General features: G+C 74.9%; 12 protein-coding genes. All 12 read left to right on the top strand.

Annotated elements, in window-relative coordinates:
• The first annotated feature begins 25 nt into the window (after nt 1–25).
• The 12 genes from ACFQ8T_RS08870 to ACFQ8T_RS08815 all read left to right on the top strand — a co-directional run bounded on the left by ACFQ8T_RS08870 (nt 26) and on the right by ACFQ8T_RS08815 (nt 17,430).
• Entirely contained in the window at nt 26–1,855 is a 1,830-nt protein-coding gene (locus ACFQ8T_RS08870; RefSeq protein ID WP_430546341.1) for an ABC transporter ATP-binding protein, read from the top strand.
• Entirely contained in the window at nt 1,852–3,651 is a 1,800-nt protein-coding gene (locus ACFQ8T_RS08865) for an ABC transporter ATP-binding protein (RefSeq protein ID WP_430546175.1), read from the top strand. Before ACFQ8T_RS08870 ends, ACFQ8T_RS08865 begins: the two co-directional genes overlap by 4 nt.
• A 69-nt stretch (nt 3,652–3,720) precedes the next feature.
• Entirely contained in the window at nt 3,721–4,116 is a 396-nt protein-coding gene (gene hisI, locus ACFQ8T_RS08860; protein ID WP_430546174.1) for a phosphoribosyl-AMP cyclohydrolase, read from the top strand.
• Nucleotides 4,117–4,265: 149 nt separating this feature from the next.
• Entirely contained in the window at nt 4,266–5,819 is a 1,554-nt protein-coding gene (locus ACFQ8T_RS08855) for an anthranilate synthase component I (protein WP_430546340.1), read from the top strand.
• Nucleotides 5,820–5,856: 37 nt separating this feature from the next.
• Nucleotides 5,857–6,552, top strand: coding sequence for a Trp biosynthesis-associated membrane protein (locus ACFQ8T_RS08850; protein WP_430546173.1), 696 nt, complete (start codon nt 5,857–5,859; stop codon nt 6,550–6,552).
• Nucleotides 6,553–6,593: 41 nt separating this feature from the next.
• On the top strand, nt 6,594–6,872 hold the full coding sequence (locus ACFQ8T_RS08845) for an HGxxPAAW family protein (RefSeq protein ID WP_430546172.1): 279 nt from the start codon (nt 6,594–6,596) through the stop codon (nt 6,870–6,872).
• A gap of 171 nt (nt 6,873–7,043) precedes the next feature.
• On the top strand, nt 7,044–7,868 hold the full coding sequence (gene trpC / locus ACFQ8T_RS08840; protein WP_429763379.1) for an indole-3-glycerol phosphate synthase TrpC: 825 nt from the start codon (nt 7,044–7,046) through the stop codon (nt 7,866–7,868).
• 155 nt (nt 7,869–8,023) lie between these two features.
• Complete coding sequence (gene trpB, locus ACFQ8T_RS08835; RefSeq protein WP_430546171.1) at nt 8,024–9,334, top strand: tryptophan synthase subunit beta; 1,311 nt, start codon at nt 8,024–8,026, stop codon at nt 9,332–9,334.
• On the top strand, nt 9,331–10,206 hold the full coding sequence (trpA, locus tag ACFQ8T_RS08830; protein WP_430546170.1) for a tryptophan synthase subunit alpha: 876 nt from the start codon (nt 9,331–9,333) through the stop codon (nt 10,204–10,206). The genes trpB and trpA overlap by 4 nt, the downstream gene beginning before the upstream one ends.
• Nucleotides 10,203–11,282 (top strand): prolipoprotein diacylglyceryl transferase, encoded by a 1,080-nt coding sequence (lgt, locus tag ACFQ8T_RS08825; protein WP_430546169.1) that lies wholly within the window; start codon nt 10,203–10,205, stop codon nt 11,280–11,282. The genes trpA and lgt overlap by 4 nt, the downstream gene beginning before the upstream one ends.
• 120 nt (nt 11,283–11,402) lie before the next feature.
• Nucleotides 11,403–15,971, top strand: coding sequence for a glutamate synthase large subunit (gltB, locus tag ACFQ8T_RS08820; protein ID WP_430546168.1), 4,569 nt, complete (start codon nt 11,403–11,405; stop codon nt 15,969–15,971).
• The gene (locus ACFQ8T_RS08815) at nt 15,964–17,430 is read left to right on the top strand and encodes a glutamate synthase subunit beta (protein WP_430546167.1); all 1,467 of its coding nucleotides are present in this window, start codon (nt 15,964–15,966) and stop codon (nt 17,428–17,430) included. The genes gltB and ACFQ8T_RS08815 overlap by 8 nt, the downstream gene beginning before the upstream one ends.
• Nucleotides 17,431–17,454 lie beyond the last annotated feature (24 nt).

Below are 17,454 nucleotides of genomic sequence, written 5' to 3'. Positions count from 1 at the left end.
CTCGGCGGCGCTCGTGTGGCGCGGCATGCGCTCCGAGCCGCGCCTGTACGTGCTGGCCGTGGGCGCGTCCGCGGTGTTCGGCGCCGCCACCGTCGCGGTGAGCCGCGCCGTGGGCTGGGCCACGGACGCGGTCGTCGTCCCCGCGATCGCGGGCGACCCCGACGCGCGCTCGCGCATCTGGGTCGCCGGGCTCGTGCTCGCCGCGGTGGCGCTCACCCTCGCTCTCGGCGTCGCCGGTCGGCGCATCTGGGCCGGCTACGGGTTCGCGGCGATCCAGGCGCACCACCGGCGCGGGCTGTCCCGGCAGTACCTGCGCCTGCCCGTGTCGTGGCACCGCGCGCACCCCGCGGGCCGGCTGCTGTCCGCGGCGAGCGCCGACGTCGAGGCCGCCACCGGAGTCTTCAACCCCCTGCCCTTCGCGCTCGGCGTCGTGGTGATGATCGGGGTCGCCGCGGGGATGCTCCTCGCCGTCGACGTGTGGCTGGCCGTCGCCGCCCTGCTGGTCGTGCCCGCCGCGATCGCCGCGAACGTCGTCTTCCAGCGGCACATGACGCCCGCCGTGACGCGGGCGCAGCAGCTGCGGGCCGAGGTGGCCGACGTCGCGCACGAGTCCTTCGAGGGCGCGCTGCTCGTCACGTCGCTCGGCACCGCGGACCGCGAGGAGCGTCGGTTCGCCGAGCGTACGGACGCGTTGCGTGCCGCGAACGTGCGCGTCGGCACCGTCCGGGCCGTCTTCGACCCGGTCATCGAGCTGCTGCCCTCCCTCGGCACGCTGGCCGTGCTCGGCGTGGGCACCTGGCGCGCGGCCACCGGGGCCGTCGACGCGGGCGACGTCGTGACGGCGGCCTACCTGCTGACGGTCATGGCGGTGCCGGTGCGCGCGTTCGGCTGGGTGCTCGGCGAGCTGCCGCGCGCCCTCGTCGGCTACGACCGGATCGCGGGCATCCTCGACGCCCCGTCGACGCTGGTCCCGGGCACGCAGGCGCTCCCGCACGCGGCGGGCGGCCTGGCGGTGCGCCTCGAGGGCGTCGGCGTCGACGTCCCGGCGGCCGGCACGACGGTCACCCTGCTCGACGGCGTCGACCTCGACGTGGCGCCCGGGAGCACGGTCGCCGTCGTCGGGAGCACCGGCGCGGGCAAGACGACCCTCGTGTCGCTGCTGGCGCGCCTCAGCGACACGAGCCGCGGCCGGGTGCTGCTCGACGGCGCGGACGTCCGCGACCTCGCCGCGGGCGAGATCCCCGCCCAGGTGGCGCTCGTGACGCAGCAGACGTTCGTCTTCGAGGACACGGTCCGCGCCAACGTGACCCTCACCGACCCGGGCGACGACGGCGCCCCCGACGACGCCGAGGTCTGGGAGGCGCTGCGTGTCGCCCGCGTCGACGACGTCGCGCGCGCGCTGCCCGGCGGGCTCGACGCGCCCCTGGGCGAGCGAGGGGCCAACCTGTCCGGCGGGCAGCGGCAGCGGCTCGCCGTCGCGCGGGCGCTGGTCCGCCGGCCCCGGCTGCTCGTGCTCGACGACGCCACGTCCGCGGTGGACCCGCGCGTCGAGGCGGAGATCCTCGGCTCCCTCGCGTCGGCGCGCGGCGGCGGGGGCGACGCACCGGGCACGACCGTCGTCATGGTCGCCTACCGCATGTCGTCGGTGGCGCTCGCGGACGTCGTCGTGCACCTCGAGGGCGGCCGCGTCGTCGACGTCGGGCCGCACGCCGACCTGCTGGCCCGGGACCCGGGCTACCGCGCGCTCGCCACCGCGTACGAGCAGGAGACGGAGCGCCGGGCGCGCGAGCTCGCGGACGAGGCGGCCGCCGGGGAGCGGCTGCCGGGGGACGAGCAGCTGGAGGGGACACCGTGAGCACGACGCGCATCGCCGCCGCCAGCGAGTTGGGCGTCCTCGCCACGCTCCGCCGGGGCGTGCAGATCTCGCCGCAGATCGTCGACGGCCTGTGGCTCACCCTCGCGCTCGCCGTGCTGGCGGCCGCGGGGCGCGTCGTCGTGCCGGTCGCGGTGCAGCGCACGATCGACGACGGCATCCTTGCCGGAGGCGGGCCCGACGCCGGTCGGGTGGCGCTCCTGACCGGTCTCGCCGCGGGGGCGGTCGTCGTCGCGGGGCTGTGCACCGCGGTGGTCAACGTCCGCCTGTTCCGCCGGACGGAGGCCGGGCTCGCCGCGCTGCGGGTGCAGGCGTTCCGGCACGTGCACGACCTGTCCACCCTCGCGCAGGGCACCGAGCGCCGCGGCGCGCTCGTGTCCCGCGTCACCTCCGACGTCGACACGATCTCGCTGTTCGTCCAGTGGGGCGGCATCCAGCTCCTCGTGTCGACGCTGCAGGTGCTCGTGGCCACCGCGCTCATGGCCGTGTACTCGTGGCAGCTCACCCTGGTGGTCTGGGCGTGCTTCGTGCCGCTGTTCCTGGTGCTGCGCCGCGCGCAGGGCACGGTGAACCGCGCGTACGCGGCGGTGCGGCAGGCCGTCGGCGCGATGCTCGGCGCGATCTCGGAGGCGGTCGTGGGCGCGGAGACGGTGCGCGCGTACGGCGTGGCGGCGCGGACCGGACGCCGGGTCGACGCGGCCGTCGAGCACACCCGCGCCACGCAGGCTCGCGCCCAGCTCCTCGTCTCGTCGGTGTTCTCGAGCGGCGTGCTGGTCGCCAACCTGGTGCTCGCCGTCGTCGTGGTGGTGGGCACGCTGCTCGGCGTCGGCGGCGGCCTGACCGCGGGCCAGGTGGTCGCGTTCCTGTTCCTCGTGCAGCTCTTCACCGGCCCCGTGCAGCAGGCCACGGAGATCCTCAACGAGCTGCAGAACGCCGTCGCGGGCTGGCGGCGCGTGCTCGCGGTGCTCGAGACGCCCCTCGACGTCGCGGACGCCGACGACGCCACGGCGAGCCCGCGCGGCCCGGCCGCGGTGACGCTGCGCGGGGTGCGGTACGCCTACCCCGACGGGCCCGAGGTGCTGCACGGGGTGGACCTGGAGCTGCCCGCGCGCCGCAAGGTCGCCGTCGTCGGGCGGACGGGCTCGGGCAAGACCACCGTCGCGAAGCTGGTCGCCCGCCTCATGGACCCCACCGCCGGGGAGGTGCTGCTCGACGGCGTCGACCTGCGCCGGCTGACGCTCGCCTCGTTGCGCGAGCGCGTCGTGCTCGTGCCGCAGGAGGGCTTCCTGTTCGACGGGACGGTGGAGCAGAACGTCGCCTACGGGCTGCGCCCGGACCCGCCGTCCGACCCCGCCGAGACCCGGGCGCGGGTCACCGGGGCCGTGGACGCGCTCGGCCTCACCGACTGGGTGGCCGGGCTGCCGCAGGGCCTCGACACGCCCGTCGGCCAGCGCGGCGAGGCGCTGAGCGCGGGGGAGCGGCAGCTCGTCGCCATCGCGCGCGCCTACCTCGCGGCGCCCGACCTGCTGGTGCTGGACGAGGCCACGTCGGCCGTCGACCCCGCCGCCGAGGTGCGGATCGCCCGGGCGCTGGACTCGCTCACCTCCGGCCGGTCCACCATCACGATCGCCCACCGGCTCTCGACGGCGGAGGCCAGCGACCTCGTGGTCGTCGTCGACGACGGGCGCGTGGTCGAGGTCGGCGGGCACGCCGAGCTGGCGGCCGCGGGCGGCGTCTACGCGCGGATGCACGCGAGCTGGGTGGCACAGACCCGCTGACCGTCCGGGCCGGTGCGGGACTGCCGGACGGGGGCCCCGCGGCCCCGCCGGGCGTGGGAAGATGCACGGGTGCCCGACCTGACCGATGCCCCCGTGCCCGCGCTCGACCCGGGGGTCGCCGACCGGCTCAAGCGCGACGAGCACGGCCTCGTCGCCGCGATCGTCCAGCAGCACGACACGGGCGAGGTCCTCATGCTCGGCTGGATGGACGACGAGGCGCTGCGCCGCACGCTCACCGAAGGCCGCGTGACGTTCTGGAGCCGGTCGCGCGAGGAGTACTGGCGCAAGGGCGACACGTCCGGGCACGTGCAGCTCGTCCGCTCCGTCGCGCTGGACTGCGACGGCGACGCCCTGCTCGTGCGCGTCCACCAGGTCGGCGCCGCGTGCCACACCGGCACCCGCACCTGCTTCGAGGCGGGCGGCGACCTGGGCGCCGTCGTCGGCCCCGACGCGCCGGCCGCCTGATCCCGCCCCTCGTCCCTGCCGCCGGCACCGACGACGCACCCAGCCCAGCAGATCGACCCGACCAGCCCCGACCAGCCCGACGATCCTCAGGAGGACCGGTGACCACGCCCACCGTCGCGCAGCCCCACCCCGCCCCGCGCCCCGCCCCCGTGGCGGGCCCGTCGGAGCAGGACCTGGCGTGGGGCGCGACGTGGCCGGGGCTCGGCACGTTCCGCGCGCTGGCCGCCGACCGCCGCGTGATCCCCGTGGTGCGGCGCGTGCTGGCGGACGACGTCACCCCGGTCGGCCTGTACCGGACGCTCGGCCAGGACCGCCCGGGCACCTTCGTGCTCGAGTCGGCGGAGTCGTCCGGCGGCTGGTCGCGCTGGTCGTTCGTGGGCGTCGACTCGCGCGCCACGCTCACCGCGCAGGACGGCCGCGCCGTCTGGCACGGCGACGTCCCGGCGGGCATCCCGCGCGAGGGCGACGTCGTCGACGTGCTCGGCGCGGCGCTCGAGGCGCTGCGCACGCCGCCGATCGAGGGGCTGCCCCCGCTGACCGGCGGGCTCACGGGTGCGCTCGGCTGGGACGTCGTGCGGCACTGGGAGCCGACGCTCCCCGCGAACGCGCCCGACGAGCTCGGCGTTCCGGAGGTGGCCCTGAGCCTCGCGACCGACCTCGTGGCGGTCGACCACCACACGGGCTGCGCGTGGCTCATCGCCAACGCCATCAACGGCGACGGCACGGACGAGCGGGTCGACGAGGCCCACGCCGACGCCGTCGCCCGGCTCGACGCGATGCAGGCGCGGCTCGCCACTCCGGCGCCGCCGCAGCCCACCGTGCTGCGCAGCCCGGACGAGGTGGCCGAGCCCGCCCTGGAGTTCCGCTCCACGCGCGAGGAGTTCGAGTCCGCCGTCCGCACCGGGCAGGAGGCGATCCGCGACGGCGAGGTGTTCCAGGTCGTGCTGTCCCAGCGCCTCGGCCTGGACTGCCCGGCCGCGCCGCTGGACGTGTACCGCGCGCTGCGCACCATCAACCCGAGCCCGTACATGTACTACTTCCGGCTCACCGGCCCCGACGGGCGCGACTTCTCGGTCGTCGGCTCCAGCCCGGAGACGCTGGTGAAGGTGACCGACGGGCACGTGACCACGTACCCGATCGCCGGGTCGCGCCCGCGCGGGGCGACGGTCGAGGAGGACGTGGCGCTCGGCGAGGAGTTGCTCGCCGACCCGAAGGAGCGCGCCGAGCACCTCATGCTCGTCGACCTGTCGCGCAACGACCTCGTCAAGGTCTGCGAGCCGACGTCGGTCGAGGTGGTCGAGTTCATGGCCACCCGACGGTTCAGCCACATCATGCACCTGTGCTCCACCGTCGTCGGCCGCCTGCGGGCGGGCGCGACGGCGCTCGACACCCTGCGCGCGACGTTCCCCGCGGGCACCCTCTCGGGGGCGCCCAAGCCGCGGGCCGTCGCCCTGATCGACGAGCTGGAGCCCGCCTCCCGCGGGATCTACGGCGGCACCGTGGGCTACCTCGACTTCGGCGGCAACATGGACATGGCCATCGCGATCCGCACCGCGTGCATCCGCGACGGGCGGGCGTGGGTGCAGGCCGGCGGCGGCATCGTCGCCGACTCGGTGCCCGCGCTCGAGTACGAGGAGTCGCGCAACAAGGCCGCCGCGGCGGTACGCGCGGTGCAGCTGGCCGCACGGTTCCGGGCGCTCTGAGCACGGCACGGACAGCACGACGGACGGGCAGGCAGACATGGACGACGCAGCACGGACCACGCACGAGGGGCACGGCGGTCGCCCGCCGGGTCGCGGGCCGCTGCGCGCGCGGTCGCGGGCGGTGTGGTCGGTGGTGGGGGTCGGCGGGCTCACGCTCGCGACGGCCTCGCCCACCTGGGTGAGCACGACGGTGTCGACGGCCCTCGAGCCCACGGTGGACGTCGCGGTCGCCGGCACGACGGCGGCGCCGGCGGTCGGCGCGGCCGCGCTCGTCGTGGTGGCGGGCGGCGTCGCCCTCGCCATCGCGGGCCGCGTGGCGCGCTGGGTCGCGCTGGTCGTGGTCGCGCTCGCGGGCGCACTGGCCACCGCCTCGGCCGCGGCCGTGCTGCTCGACCCGGTCCCCGCCGCGACGTCGGGCGCGTCGGCGACCGCCGGCGTGACCGACCTCACGTCGCCCGTCGCCGTCGCCGTGTGGCCCTGGCTGACCGCGATGCTGGGCGTCGCGGCCGTGCTCGTCGCGGCGCTCGCGGCGGCCGGCGCACCCGCCTGGGGAGCCACCTCCGGGCGCCACGAGCGCGCCGACGCCGAACCCGGCACCGGCGACACGGACGGCACGGACCCCCGCAGCGGGTCGGCGCCGTCGGGGGACCACCCCGACGCGCCTGGTCAGCACGACCCCCATGACGCGTGGGACGCGCTCTCCCGGGGAACGGACCCGTCCGCGGACCGCTAGGCTGGACCGCGCACCACGTCACGAAAGGGCATCACATTCCAATGACCGACAACCGCAACGCCGAGGTCGCCTACCTGCCCCCGGCCGTCCCGCCCACGAACCACGGCCACACGACCGCCGCGTGGACGGCGATGATCGGCATCATGCTGGGCGTGGCCGTCGGCGCCGTCGGGATGCTGCCCCCGGTCCCGGACGCGGTGGTCTGGGTCGGCGCCGTGATCGTGGCCGCCTCGCTCGTGCTCGGCCTCGTGCTCCGCAACATGGGCCTCGGCCAGCCCAAGGACGGCGTGACGCCGCGCCGGGCCTCCTCCGGCCACTGAGCCCCTCCCGGCGGCGGCCACGACCGCCGGCCGGCGCGACGACGGCGCGCTCCCGACGAGGGGGCGCGCCGTCGTCGTCTCACGCTCGGAGACGTGTCCGGGCCGGTCCGCGGACGGGCCTACGATGGCAGGCAGACGTCGGTGCGGCGTCAGGGGACGGGGAGGCAGACCATGACGGTCCTGGAGGACATCGTCGCGGGGGTCCGTGAGGACCTCGCGGTGCGCCAGGCGCGGACGTCGCTCGACGAGCTCAAGGAGCGGGCGGCCCGCGTGCCGGGCGCGCTCGAGTGCTGCGGCCGGCTGCTCTCGGAGGATCGCGTCGCCGTGATCGCCGAGGTGAAGCGGTCGAGCCCCAGCAAGGGCGACCTCGCACCGATCTCCGACCCGGCCGCCCTGGCCGAGGAGTACGCCAGCGGCGGGGCCAGCGCGATCTCCGTGCTCACGGAGCAGCGCCGGTTCGGCGGCTCGCTCGCCGACCTGGACGCCGTCCGCGCCCGGGTGGACGTGCCGGTGCTGCGCAAGGACTTCGTCGTCACGCCGTACCAGGTGTGGGAGGCGCGGGCCCACGGGGCCGACCTCGTGCTGCTCATCGTCGCGGCCCTGGAGCAGACCGTGCTGACGTCCCTGATCGAGCGGGTGCACTCGCTCGGCATGACGGCGCTGGTCGAGGCCCACACCGACGACGAGGTGCGTCGCGCCCTCGACGCCGGGGCGCGCGTGGTGGGCGTGAACGCCCGCGACCTCAAGACGCTCGAGGTGGACCGCACGACCTTCGCGCGCCTCGCCCCGCTCATCCCCGACGACGTCGTCCGCGTCGCCGAGTCCGGCGTCCGCGGCCCGCACGACGTCCTCGACTACGCCCGGTCCGGCGCGCACGCCGTGCTGGTCGGCGAGGCGCTCGTGACCGACGGGGCCCCGCGCCGGTCGGTGGCCGACCTGGTCGCGGCCGGCCAGCACCCCGCGCTGTGGTCGGTCCGCCCGGCCGCCCAGCCGTAACCACCGCAGCACGTCACACGACCACGGCACAACACCACACGGCACACCATCCCGACGCGTCCTGGACGGCGGGCGGCGGAGGCCCGGGCGACCGGTACCCTCTGACGACCCCTCGTGCAGTCCGCCGTGGGGTGCCGACGAGAGACGGAGGACCCGTGCCCGACCAGCCCGTACGGGAGGCCCTGACCGAGACCCTGGCGCACCAGGTGCTCGGGCGGCTCGCGGACGTCGAAGGCCCGTACTTCGGCCAGTTCGGCGGCCGCTTCGTGCCCGAGGCCCTCATCGCCGCGCTCGACGAGCTCGAGACCGAGTACCGCAAGGCCCTCGGCGACCCGGCGTTCACCGACGAGCTGGCACGCCTGCACCGCGAGTACACGGGCCGCCCGTCGCCGCTCACCGAGGTGCCGCGGTTCGCGGAGCACTGCGGGGGCGCGGAGGCCGGCCACCGGGTGTTCCTCAAGCGCGAGGACCTCAACCACACCGGCTCGCACAAGATCAACAACGTCCTCGGCCAGGCGCTCCTGGTGAAGCGCATGGGCAAGACCCGCGTGATCGCCGAGACCGGCGCCGGGCAGCACGGCGTCGCCACGGCGACCGCGGCCGCCCTGCTCGACCTCGAGTGCGTCGTCTACATGGGCGAGGAGGACACGCAGCGCCAGGCCCTGAACGTCGCCCGGATGCGGCTGCTCGGTGCCGAGGTCGTGCCCGTGACCATCGGCTCGCGGACTCTCAAGGACGCCATCAACGAGGCGCTGCGCGACTGGGTCGCGAACGTCGAGAGCACGCACTACCTGCTCGGCACGGTCACGGGCCCGCACCCGTTCCCCGAGATGGTGCGCGAGTTCCACCGCATCATCGGCGAGGAGGCGCGCGAGCAGATCCTCGAGCGCACCGGCCGGCTGCCGGACGCCGTCGCAGCGTGCGTGGGCGGCGGGTCCAACGCGCTCGGCATCTTCAACGCCTTCCTCGACGACGAGGGCGTGTCCCTGCACGGCTTCGAGGCCGGGGGAGAGGGCGTCGAGTCCGGCCGCCACGCGGCCCGCTTCTCCGGCGGGGCCCCGGGCGTGCTGCACGGCGCCCGCTCGTACCTGCTGCAGGACGACGACGGCCAGACCCTGCCGAGCCACTCCGTCTCGGCGGGGCTGGACTACCCGAGCGTCGGGCCCGCGCACTCCTGGCTGCACGACCTCGGGCGGGCCACCTACGAGCCCGTGACGGACGACGAGGCCATGGAGGCCTTCCGCCTCCTGTGCCGCACCGAGGGGATCATCCCCGCGATCGAGTCCGCGCACGCGCTCGCCGGCGCCCTGCGCCTGGGGCGCGAGGCGGCGGAGGCAGGCCGGACCGGCCAGGTGATCCTCGTGAACCTGTCGGGTCGCGGAGACAAGGACGTGGCCACCGCGGCGCGGTGGTTCGGGCTCCTCGACGAGGACCAGACCGACGCCACGCCGGAGGGGGACCAGTGAGCGCCACGACCGACACCTCGCCCGCGGCGGCACCGTCCGCGAGGTCGACCACCGGCGCGCGCCTCGACGCCCTCCGGGCCGAGGGCCGTGCGGCCCTGGTCGGCTACCTGCCCGCCGGGTTCCCCGACGTCGAGCGCTCGATCGAGGCCGTCCTCGCGGCCGTGGACGCGGGCGCCGACGTCGTCGAGATCGGCGTGCCCTACACCGACCCGGTGATGGACGGCCCGGTGATCCAGCGTGCCGCGGAGGCGGCGCTCGCCGCCGGCACCCGGGTCCGCGACGTGCTGCGCGTCGTCGAGGCCGTCGCCGAGCACTCCGGCGGGCGCGTGCCCGCCCTCGTGATGACGTACTGGAACCCGGTGCTGCGGTACGGGGTGGACGCGTTCGCGCGCGACCTCGCCGCCGCCGGAGGAGCCGGCCTCATCACCCCCGACCTCATCCCCGACGAGGGGGGCGACTGGATCGCGGCGTCGCAGGAGCACGGCCTCGACCGCGTCTTCCTCGTCGCGCCGAGCTCCACGCCCGAGCGGCTGGCGCTCACGGCCCGCGCGTCGCGCGGCTTCGTCTACGCGGCGTCCACCATGGGCGTGACCGGCACCCGCGACTCGGTGGGCGACCGGGCCGAGCAGCTCGTCGCCGACACCCGCGCGGCGGGTGCCGACCACGTGTGCGTCGGGCTCGGCGTCTCGTCGGGCGCCCAGGCCGCCGAGGTGGGCCGGTTCGCCGACGGCGTCATCGTCGGCTCCGCGCTCGTGCGCCCGCTGCTGGCCGACCGTCCCTGGGTCGACCGGCTCGACGCGCTGCGGGCGACCGTGGCGGACCTCGCCGACGGCGTGCGCCGTGCCCGCGGGGGGCCGGGGGCGGGCGCGTGAGCGCGACCCTCCTGGCGTCGGCCGCGTCGGTGCAGGCAGCGATCCCGAGCCCGTCGCAGCACACGTGGTACCTCGGCCCGGTGCCGCTCCGCGCGTACGCGCTGGCCATCCTGGCCGGCATCGCCGTCGCGATCTGGATCACCACCAAGCGCTGGGTCGCCCGTGGCGGCGACCCGGACGACGTCCTGGACATCGCCTTCTGGGCGGTGCCGTTCGGCATCGTCGGCGGCAGGCTGTACCACGTGATCAGCACGCCCGAGCCGTACTGGGGCGAGGGCGGCGACCCCGTGCGCGCCCTGTACGTCTGGGAGGGCGGCCTCGGGATCTGGGGTGCGGTGGCGCTCGGCGCCGTCGGCGCCTGGATCGGCTGCCGCCGCAAGGGGGTGCGCCTGAGCTCGTTCGCGGACGCGCTGGCCCCCGGCCTGCTCGTCGCGCAGGCGGTGGGGCGCCTGGGCAACTGGTTCAACCAGGAGCTGTTCGGGGCGCCTACGACGCTGCCCTGGGGGCTCGAGGTCTCCCCGGGGGTGATCGAGCGGCTCAACGCGGACACCGGCACGGCGTTCGCGACGGGCACCCTGTTCCACCCCACGTTCCTGTACGAGCTGCTCTGGAACCTCGGGGCGGCCGCACTTCTCGTCTGGCTCGACCGCCGGTACAGGCTCGGTCATGGGCGGGTATTCTGGGCCTACGTCGCGCTCTACACTCTGGGCAGGGTGTGGATCGAGATGCTCCGCATCGACACCGCCGAGCACGTGCTCGGGCTGCGTCTGAACGTGTGGACGTCGATCGTCGTGGGCCTGGGTGCCCTCGTCGCCTTCGTCGTCATCGGCAGGCGCTACCCGGAACGTGAGGACGGGGTGGAGCTTCCCGGCCGCAGCCGCGACCGGCAGGGCACCGAGCAGACGACCGAGCCTGACATCGAGTCCGACACTGAGCTTGACACCATGAGCACCGCGCACGCCGGGGCCGCCGCAGGCGCCTCCGGCCGGGACGACGGCCGCGACAGCGGCGCCGGACCGCACCGTGCGGACGCGGGAGGACCCGGTCCCGACCAGGGACCGGCCGACCGCGCCTGAGGCGACTCCCACCGGGACACCACCCGGGCGGGGCCGCCTATGTTTCCGACGGGCCGACGATGTCCCGACCACCTTTGAGCATGACGCGCCCGCGTGCGGGCGTGCAGGAGGACGGTGTTGATGACCACGCCGCAGCATCGGGTCGCGCGGCCCTCGGCCCAGGGCCTCTACGACCCCGCGTCCGAGCACGACGCGTGCGGTGTCGCGTTCGTCGCGACCCTGCGCGGGACGCCCGGCCGCGACATCGTGGACGCGGGCCTGACCGCCCTGTTGAACCTCGACCACCGCGGAGCGGTCGGCGCGGAGGAGAACAGCGGGGACGGGGCCGGGATCCTCACGCAGATCCCGGACGCCTTCGTCCGTGACGTCGTCGCCGCCGAGCTCCCGCCCGCCGGGCACTACGCGATCGGCATGGCGTTCCTGCCCCAGGCCGTCGCCGAGGCCGACGCGGCCGCGCGCCGGTTCGAGGCGATCGCCGCGGAGGAGAAGCTCGACGTCCTCGCCTGGCGCGACGTGCCGGTCACGGCCGACCTCGTCGGCCCGACGGCGCGTGCCTCGATGCCCCTGTTCCGGCAGGTCGTCGTGGCGGACCCGTCGCGCGAGCTGTCGGGTCTCGAGCTCGACCGCCGCACCTACCGCCTGCGCAAGCGCGCGCAGAACGAGCTCGACCTGTTCCTCGCCTCGCTGTCGAGCCGCACCCTGACCTACAAGGGCATGCTCACGACGGCGCAGCTCGAGCCGTTCTTCCCGGACCTGAGCGACCCGCGCTACGCGTCCGAGATCGCGCTGGTCCACTCGCGGTTCTCCACGAACACCTTCCCGTCGTGGCCGCTGGCGCAGCCGTTCCGGCTCGTGGCGCACAACGGCGAGATCAACACGGTGCGCGGCAACCGCAACTGGATGGCCGCCCGCGAGAGCACCATGGCCAGCGAGGTGCTCGGCGACCTGAAGCCGCTGCTGCCCGTGTGCACGGAGGGGTCGAGCGACTCGGCCAGCTTCGACGAGGTGCTGGAGCTGCTGCACCTGTCCGGCCGCTCGCTGCCGCACGCCGTGCTGATGATGGTCCCGGAGGCGTGGGAGAACCACGCCGAGATGGACCCGGCCCGGCGGGCGTTCTACCAGTACCACGCGAACCTCATGGAGCCGTGGGACGGGCCCGCCTGCCTCACGTTCACCGACGGCACCCTCATCGGCGCGGTCCTCGACCGCAACGGCCTGCGGCCGGGCCGTTACTGGGTCACGGAGGACGGCCTCGTCGTGCTCGCGTCGGAGGCCGGGGTCCTGGACCTCGACCCCGCGACGATCGTGCGCAAGGGGCGCCTCGAGCCGGGGCGCATGTTCCTCGTCGACACGGCACAGGGCCGGATCGTGGAGGACGACGAGCTCAAGTCGCAGCTCGCCGCCCAGCGGCCGTACGGCGAGTGGATCGCCGGCAACACGATCACGCTGGACTCGCTGCCGGAGCGCGAGCACGTCGCGCACTCGCCCGCGTCCGTCCAGCGGCGGCAGCGCGCCTTCGGGTACACCACCGAGGAGCTGAAGATCCTCCTCACGCCGATGGCCGACACCGCCGCGGAGGCGCTCGGGGCCATGGGCTCGGACACGCCGATCGCCGTCCTGTCGAGCCGCCCCCGGCTGCTGTTCGACTACTTCACGCAGATGTTCGCCCAGGTGACGAACCCGCCGCTGGACTCGATCCGCGAGCAGCTCGTCACCGCGATCGACAGCACGATCGGCCCGGAGCCGAACCTCCTGGAGGAGGTCGCGAGCCACGCCCGCAAGCTCGACCTGCCGTTCCCCGTGCTCGACAACGACGAGCTCGCCAAGATCGTGCGCATCGACCGCGACCCGCGGCTGGAGGGCGAGTTCCGCGCCGGCATCGTGCGCGGCCTCTACGAGGTGTCCGGCGGCGGCAAGGCGCTGCAGGCCCGGCTCGAGGAGATCTTCACCCAGGTCGACGCGGACATCGCGGCGGGCGTGACGCACGTCGTGCTGTCCGACCGCGACTCCGACTCGGAGCTCGCGCCGATCCCGTCGCTGCTGCTGACCAGCGCCGTGCACCACCACCTGCTGCGGCAGGGCACGCGCACCCGGATCTCGCTGGTCGTGGAGGCCGGCGACGTGCGCGAGGTGCACCACGTCGCGCTCCTCATCGGCTACGGCGCGGCCGCGGTGAACCCGTACCTCGCCATGGAGACGGTGGAGGACCTCGCGCTGCGCGGCTACCTCGCCGTCACGCCGGAGGCGGCCGTCGCCAACCTCATCACCGCGCTCGGCAAGGGCGTGCTCAAGGTGATGAGCAAGATGGGCATCTCCACGATCATGTCCTACCGCGGCGCGCAGATCTTCGAGGCCGTCGGGCTCTCGCACGAGCTGGTCGAGGACTATTTCACCGGCACGACGAGCCGCCTGGCCGGCATCGGCCTGGACGTCATCGCGGCCGAGGTCGCGGCGCGGCACGCGGAGGCGTACCCGGCGTCGGGCAACCACGCGGCCCACCAGCGCCTGACCAGCGGCGGCGAGTACCAGTGGCGCCGGGACGGGGAGGAGCACCTCTTCGACCCCGAGACCGTCTTCCGGCTGCAGCACGCGACCCGCACCGGGCGGATGGACATCTTCCGCCAGTACACGCGCCGCGTGGACGAGCAGTCCCGCCGGCTCATGACGCTCCGGGGCCTGCTGCGCTTCACCCCGGACCGCGAGCCGGTGCCGATCGACGAGGTCGAGCCGGTCGAGGAGATCGTCAAGCGGTTCAACACCGGCGCGATGTCGTACGGGTCGATCTCCGCGGAGGCGCACGAGACGCTCGCGATCGCCATGAACCGCCTGGGCGGCCGGTCCAACACCGGCGAGGGCGGCGAGGACCCGGAGCGCCTGTACGACCCGGAGCGCCGCTCGCGGGTCAAGCAGATCGCGTCCGGCCGGTTCGGCGTGACGAGCGAGTACCTCACGAACGCCGACGACATCCAGATCAAGCTCGCCCAGGGCGCCAAGCCGGGCGAGGGCGGCCAGCTGCCCGGGCCCAAGGTGTACCCGTGGGTCGCCAAGACCCGGCACTCGACGCCCGGCGTGGGCCTCATCTCGCCGCCGCCGCACCACGACATCTACTCGATCGAGGACCTCGCGCAGCTCATCCACGACGCCAAGAACGCCAACCCGGCGGCGCGCGTGCACGTCAAGCTCGTCTCCGAGTTCGGCGTCGGCACCGTGGCGACGGGCGTGTCCAAGGCGCACGCGGACGTGGTGCTCATCTCGGGGCACGACGGCGGCACGGGCGCGAGCCCGCTGACGTCGCTCAAGCACGCGGGCACGCCCTGGGAGATCGGCCTCGCCGAGACCCAGCAGACGCTCGTGCTCAACAACCTGCGCGACCGCATCGTCGTGCAGGTGGACGGGCAGATGAAGACCGGTCGCGACGTCGTCGTGGCGGCGCTGCTCGGGGCCGAGGAGTTCGGCTTCGCCACGGCGCCGATGGTCGTCTCGGGCTGCGTCATGATGCGGGTCTGCCACCTGGACACCTGCCCGGTGGGCGTGGCGACGCAGAACCCGGAGCTGCGCAAGCGGTTCACGGGCAAGCCGGAGTTCGTCGTGAACTTCTTCGAGTTCATCGCGCAGGAGGTGCGCGAGCACCTCGCCTCGCTCGGCTTCCGCTCGATCGAGGAGGCCGTCGGGCACGTCGAGGCCCTCGACACGCGCAAGGCCGTCGACCACTGGAAGGCGCAGGGCCTGGACCTCGCGCCCGTGCTCGCCGCGCCCGAGGCGGCGCCGGGCACGACGCTGCACCAGGTGGCCACCCAGGACCACGGCCTGGCCAAGGCGCTGGACAACCAGCTGATCGAGAAGGCACGCCCCGCGCTCGAGGACGCGCTCCCCGTGCGGATCGAGGCGCCGGTCCGGAACGTCAACCGCACGGTCGGCACGATGCTCGGCCACGAGGTGACCAAGCGGTACCGCGGTGCCGGGCTGCCCGACGACACGATCGACGTGACGCTCACGGGCTCCGCCGGCCAGTCGCTCGGCGCGTTCCTGCCGCGCGGCGTCACGCTGCGCCTGTACGGCGACGCCAACGACTACGTCGGCAAGGGCCTGTCGGGCGGCCGGATCGTCGTGCGCCCCGACCGGTCGGCGGTGCTCGAGGGCGCCGCGAACGTCGTGGCGGGCAACGTCATCGGCTACGGCGCGACGTCGGGCGAGATCCTGCTCCGGGGCCGCGTGGGCGAGCGCTTCGCCGTGCGCAACTCCGGCGCGACGCTGGTGACCGAGGGCGTGGGCGACCACGGCTGCGAGTACATGACCGGCGGGACCGTGCTGGTGCTCGGCCCCACGGGCCGCAACTTCGGCGCCGGCATGTCGGGCGGCGTGGCGTACGTGCTCAACCTGCGCGACGTCGCGATGAACATCCAGGCGGTGAAGAGCGGCGAGCTCGAGGTGGGCGCGCTGGACGACGCCGACTGGGACCGCGTGCGCGGCCTGCTGGAACGGCACCTGGCGGAGACCGGCTCGCCCGTGGCGGCCGAGCTCCTCGGGGACGACGGCGCCCGGGCCCGCTTCTCGCGGGTCCTGCCCGCGGGCTGGGCCCGCGTGCGCGCCGCGCTGGCCGACGCCGAGGCCGCAGGGAAGACGCTGGGCGAGGGCGACGACTTCGACCCGGCGATGTGGGAGCAGATCATGGAGGTGGCGCGTGGCTGACCCCCGCGGATTCCTGAAGGTGCGGGAGCGCGAGCTCCCGCCGAACCGCCCCGTCGAGGTGCGGCTGCGTGACTGGAAGGACACGCACGCCCACCGCGAGGACGGGCAGCCGTTCCTCAAGGAGCAGGCGGGCCGCTGCATGGACTGCGGCATCCCGTTCTGCCACCAGGGCTGCCCGCTGGGGAACCTCATCCCCGAGTGGAACGACCTGGTGTGGCGCGACCAGTGGGCCGACGCGATCGAGCGCCTGCACGCGACCAACAACTTCCCGGAGTTCACCGGACGCGTCTGCCCGGCACCGTGCGAGACGAGCTGCGTGCTGGGCATCAACCAGCCCGCGGTGACGATCAAGAACGTCGAGGTCTCGATCATCGACGAGGCGTTCGAGCGTGGCCTGGTGACGCCGCAGGTGCCCCAGCGGCTCACGGGCTCGACCGTGGCCGTCGTCGGGTCGGGCCCGGCGGGCCTGGCCGCCGCCCAGCAGCTCACGCGCGCCGGCCACACGGTCGTCGTGTACGAGCGCGACGACGCGATCGGCGGGCTGCTGCGCTACGGCATCCCCGACTTCAAGCTCGAGAAGCTGCACATCGACCGGCGGCTCGAGCAGATGGAGGCCGAGGGCACCCGCTTCCGCCCGGGCGTCGCCATCGGCCGCGACATCACCTGGGACGCGCTGCGCCGCCGGTTCGACGCCGTGGTCCTGGCCACCGGCGCCACGGTGCCGCGCGAGCTCGCGATGCCGGGCCGCGACCTCGGCGGCGTGCACTTCGCGATGGACTTCCTCACCCCGGCGAACAAGGCCGCGGCGGGGAACCCCGTCGACGGCGCGCCGTCGGCCGCGGGCAAGCACGTCGTGATCATCGGCGGCGGCGACACCGGCTCGGACTGCCTCGGCACGTCGCTGCGGCAGGGCGCGGCCAGCGTCACGACCCTGGCGATCGGCAAGAAGCCGCCGCTCGAGCGGCCGGCGAGCCAGCCGTGGCCGACCGACCCGATCGTCTTCGAGGTCTCGACGTCCCACGAGGAGGGCGGGGAGCGCAGCTACCTGGCCTCGACGGTAGAGTTCGTGGGCGGCGAGGACGGGAACGTCCGGGCCCTGAAGGTCGCCGAGACCGAGTACCTGCCGGACGGCCGGCGGGTGCCCAAGGAGGGCACCGAGCGGGAGATCCCGGCGGACCTGGTCCTCATCGCGATGGGGTTCACCGGCCCGGAGACCGACGAGCTGGTGACCCAGACCGGCGCGGAGCTCACGACGCGCGGGCTGGTGCGGCGCGGCGACGACTACGCCACCAGCCTGCCCGGCGTGTACGCGACGGGTGACGCGGGCCGCGGGCAGTCGCTGATCGTCTGGGCGATCGCCGAGGGCCGCGCGACGGCGGCCGCCGTGGACGCCTACCTGCAGGGCAGCTCCGAGCTGCCCGCGCCGGTCGGCCCGCGGACGGTCGCGCTGCGAGGATAAGAAGAACAACGACGAAGCAGTACC

Origin of the sequence: Isoptericola sp. NPDC056618 (genome assembly GCF_042792715.1) — a bacterium.
Classification (GTDB): domain Bacteria; phylum Actinomycetota; class Actinomycetes; order Actinomycetales; family Cellulomonadaceae; genus Isoptericola; species Isoptericola nanjingensis.
Note: the sequence above shows the minus strand (reverse complement) of the source record. Positions and strands in the feature narration are given on the sequence as shown.

What these genes read in the sequence shown, in the direction of transcription:
- ACFQ8T_RS08850 (WP_430546173.1), top strand. Translation starts at nt 5,857, where the DNA reads ATGGACGACGCAGCACGGACCACGCACGAGGGGCACGGCGGTCGCCCG.
- ACFQ8T_RS08870 (WP_430546341.1), top strand. Translation starts at nt 26, where the DNA reads ATGCGCTCCGAGCCGCGCCTGTACGTGCTGGCCGTGGGCGCGTCCGCG.
- ACFQ8T_RS08845 (WP_430546172.1), top strand. Translation starts at nt 6,594, where the DNA reads ATGACCGACAACCGCAACGCCGAGGTCGCCTACCTGCCCCCGGCCGTC.
- gltB (WP_430546168.1), top strand. Translation starts at nt 11,403, where the DNA reads ATGACCACGCCGCAGCATCGGGTCGCGCGGCCCTCGGCCCAGGGCCTC.
- trpC (WP_429763379.1), top strand. Translation starts at nt 7,044, where the DNA reads ATGACGGTCCTGGAGGACATCGTCGCGGGGGTCCGTGAGGACCTCGCG.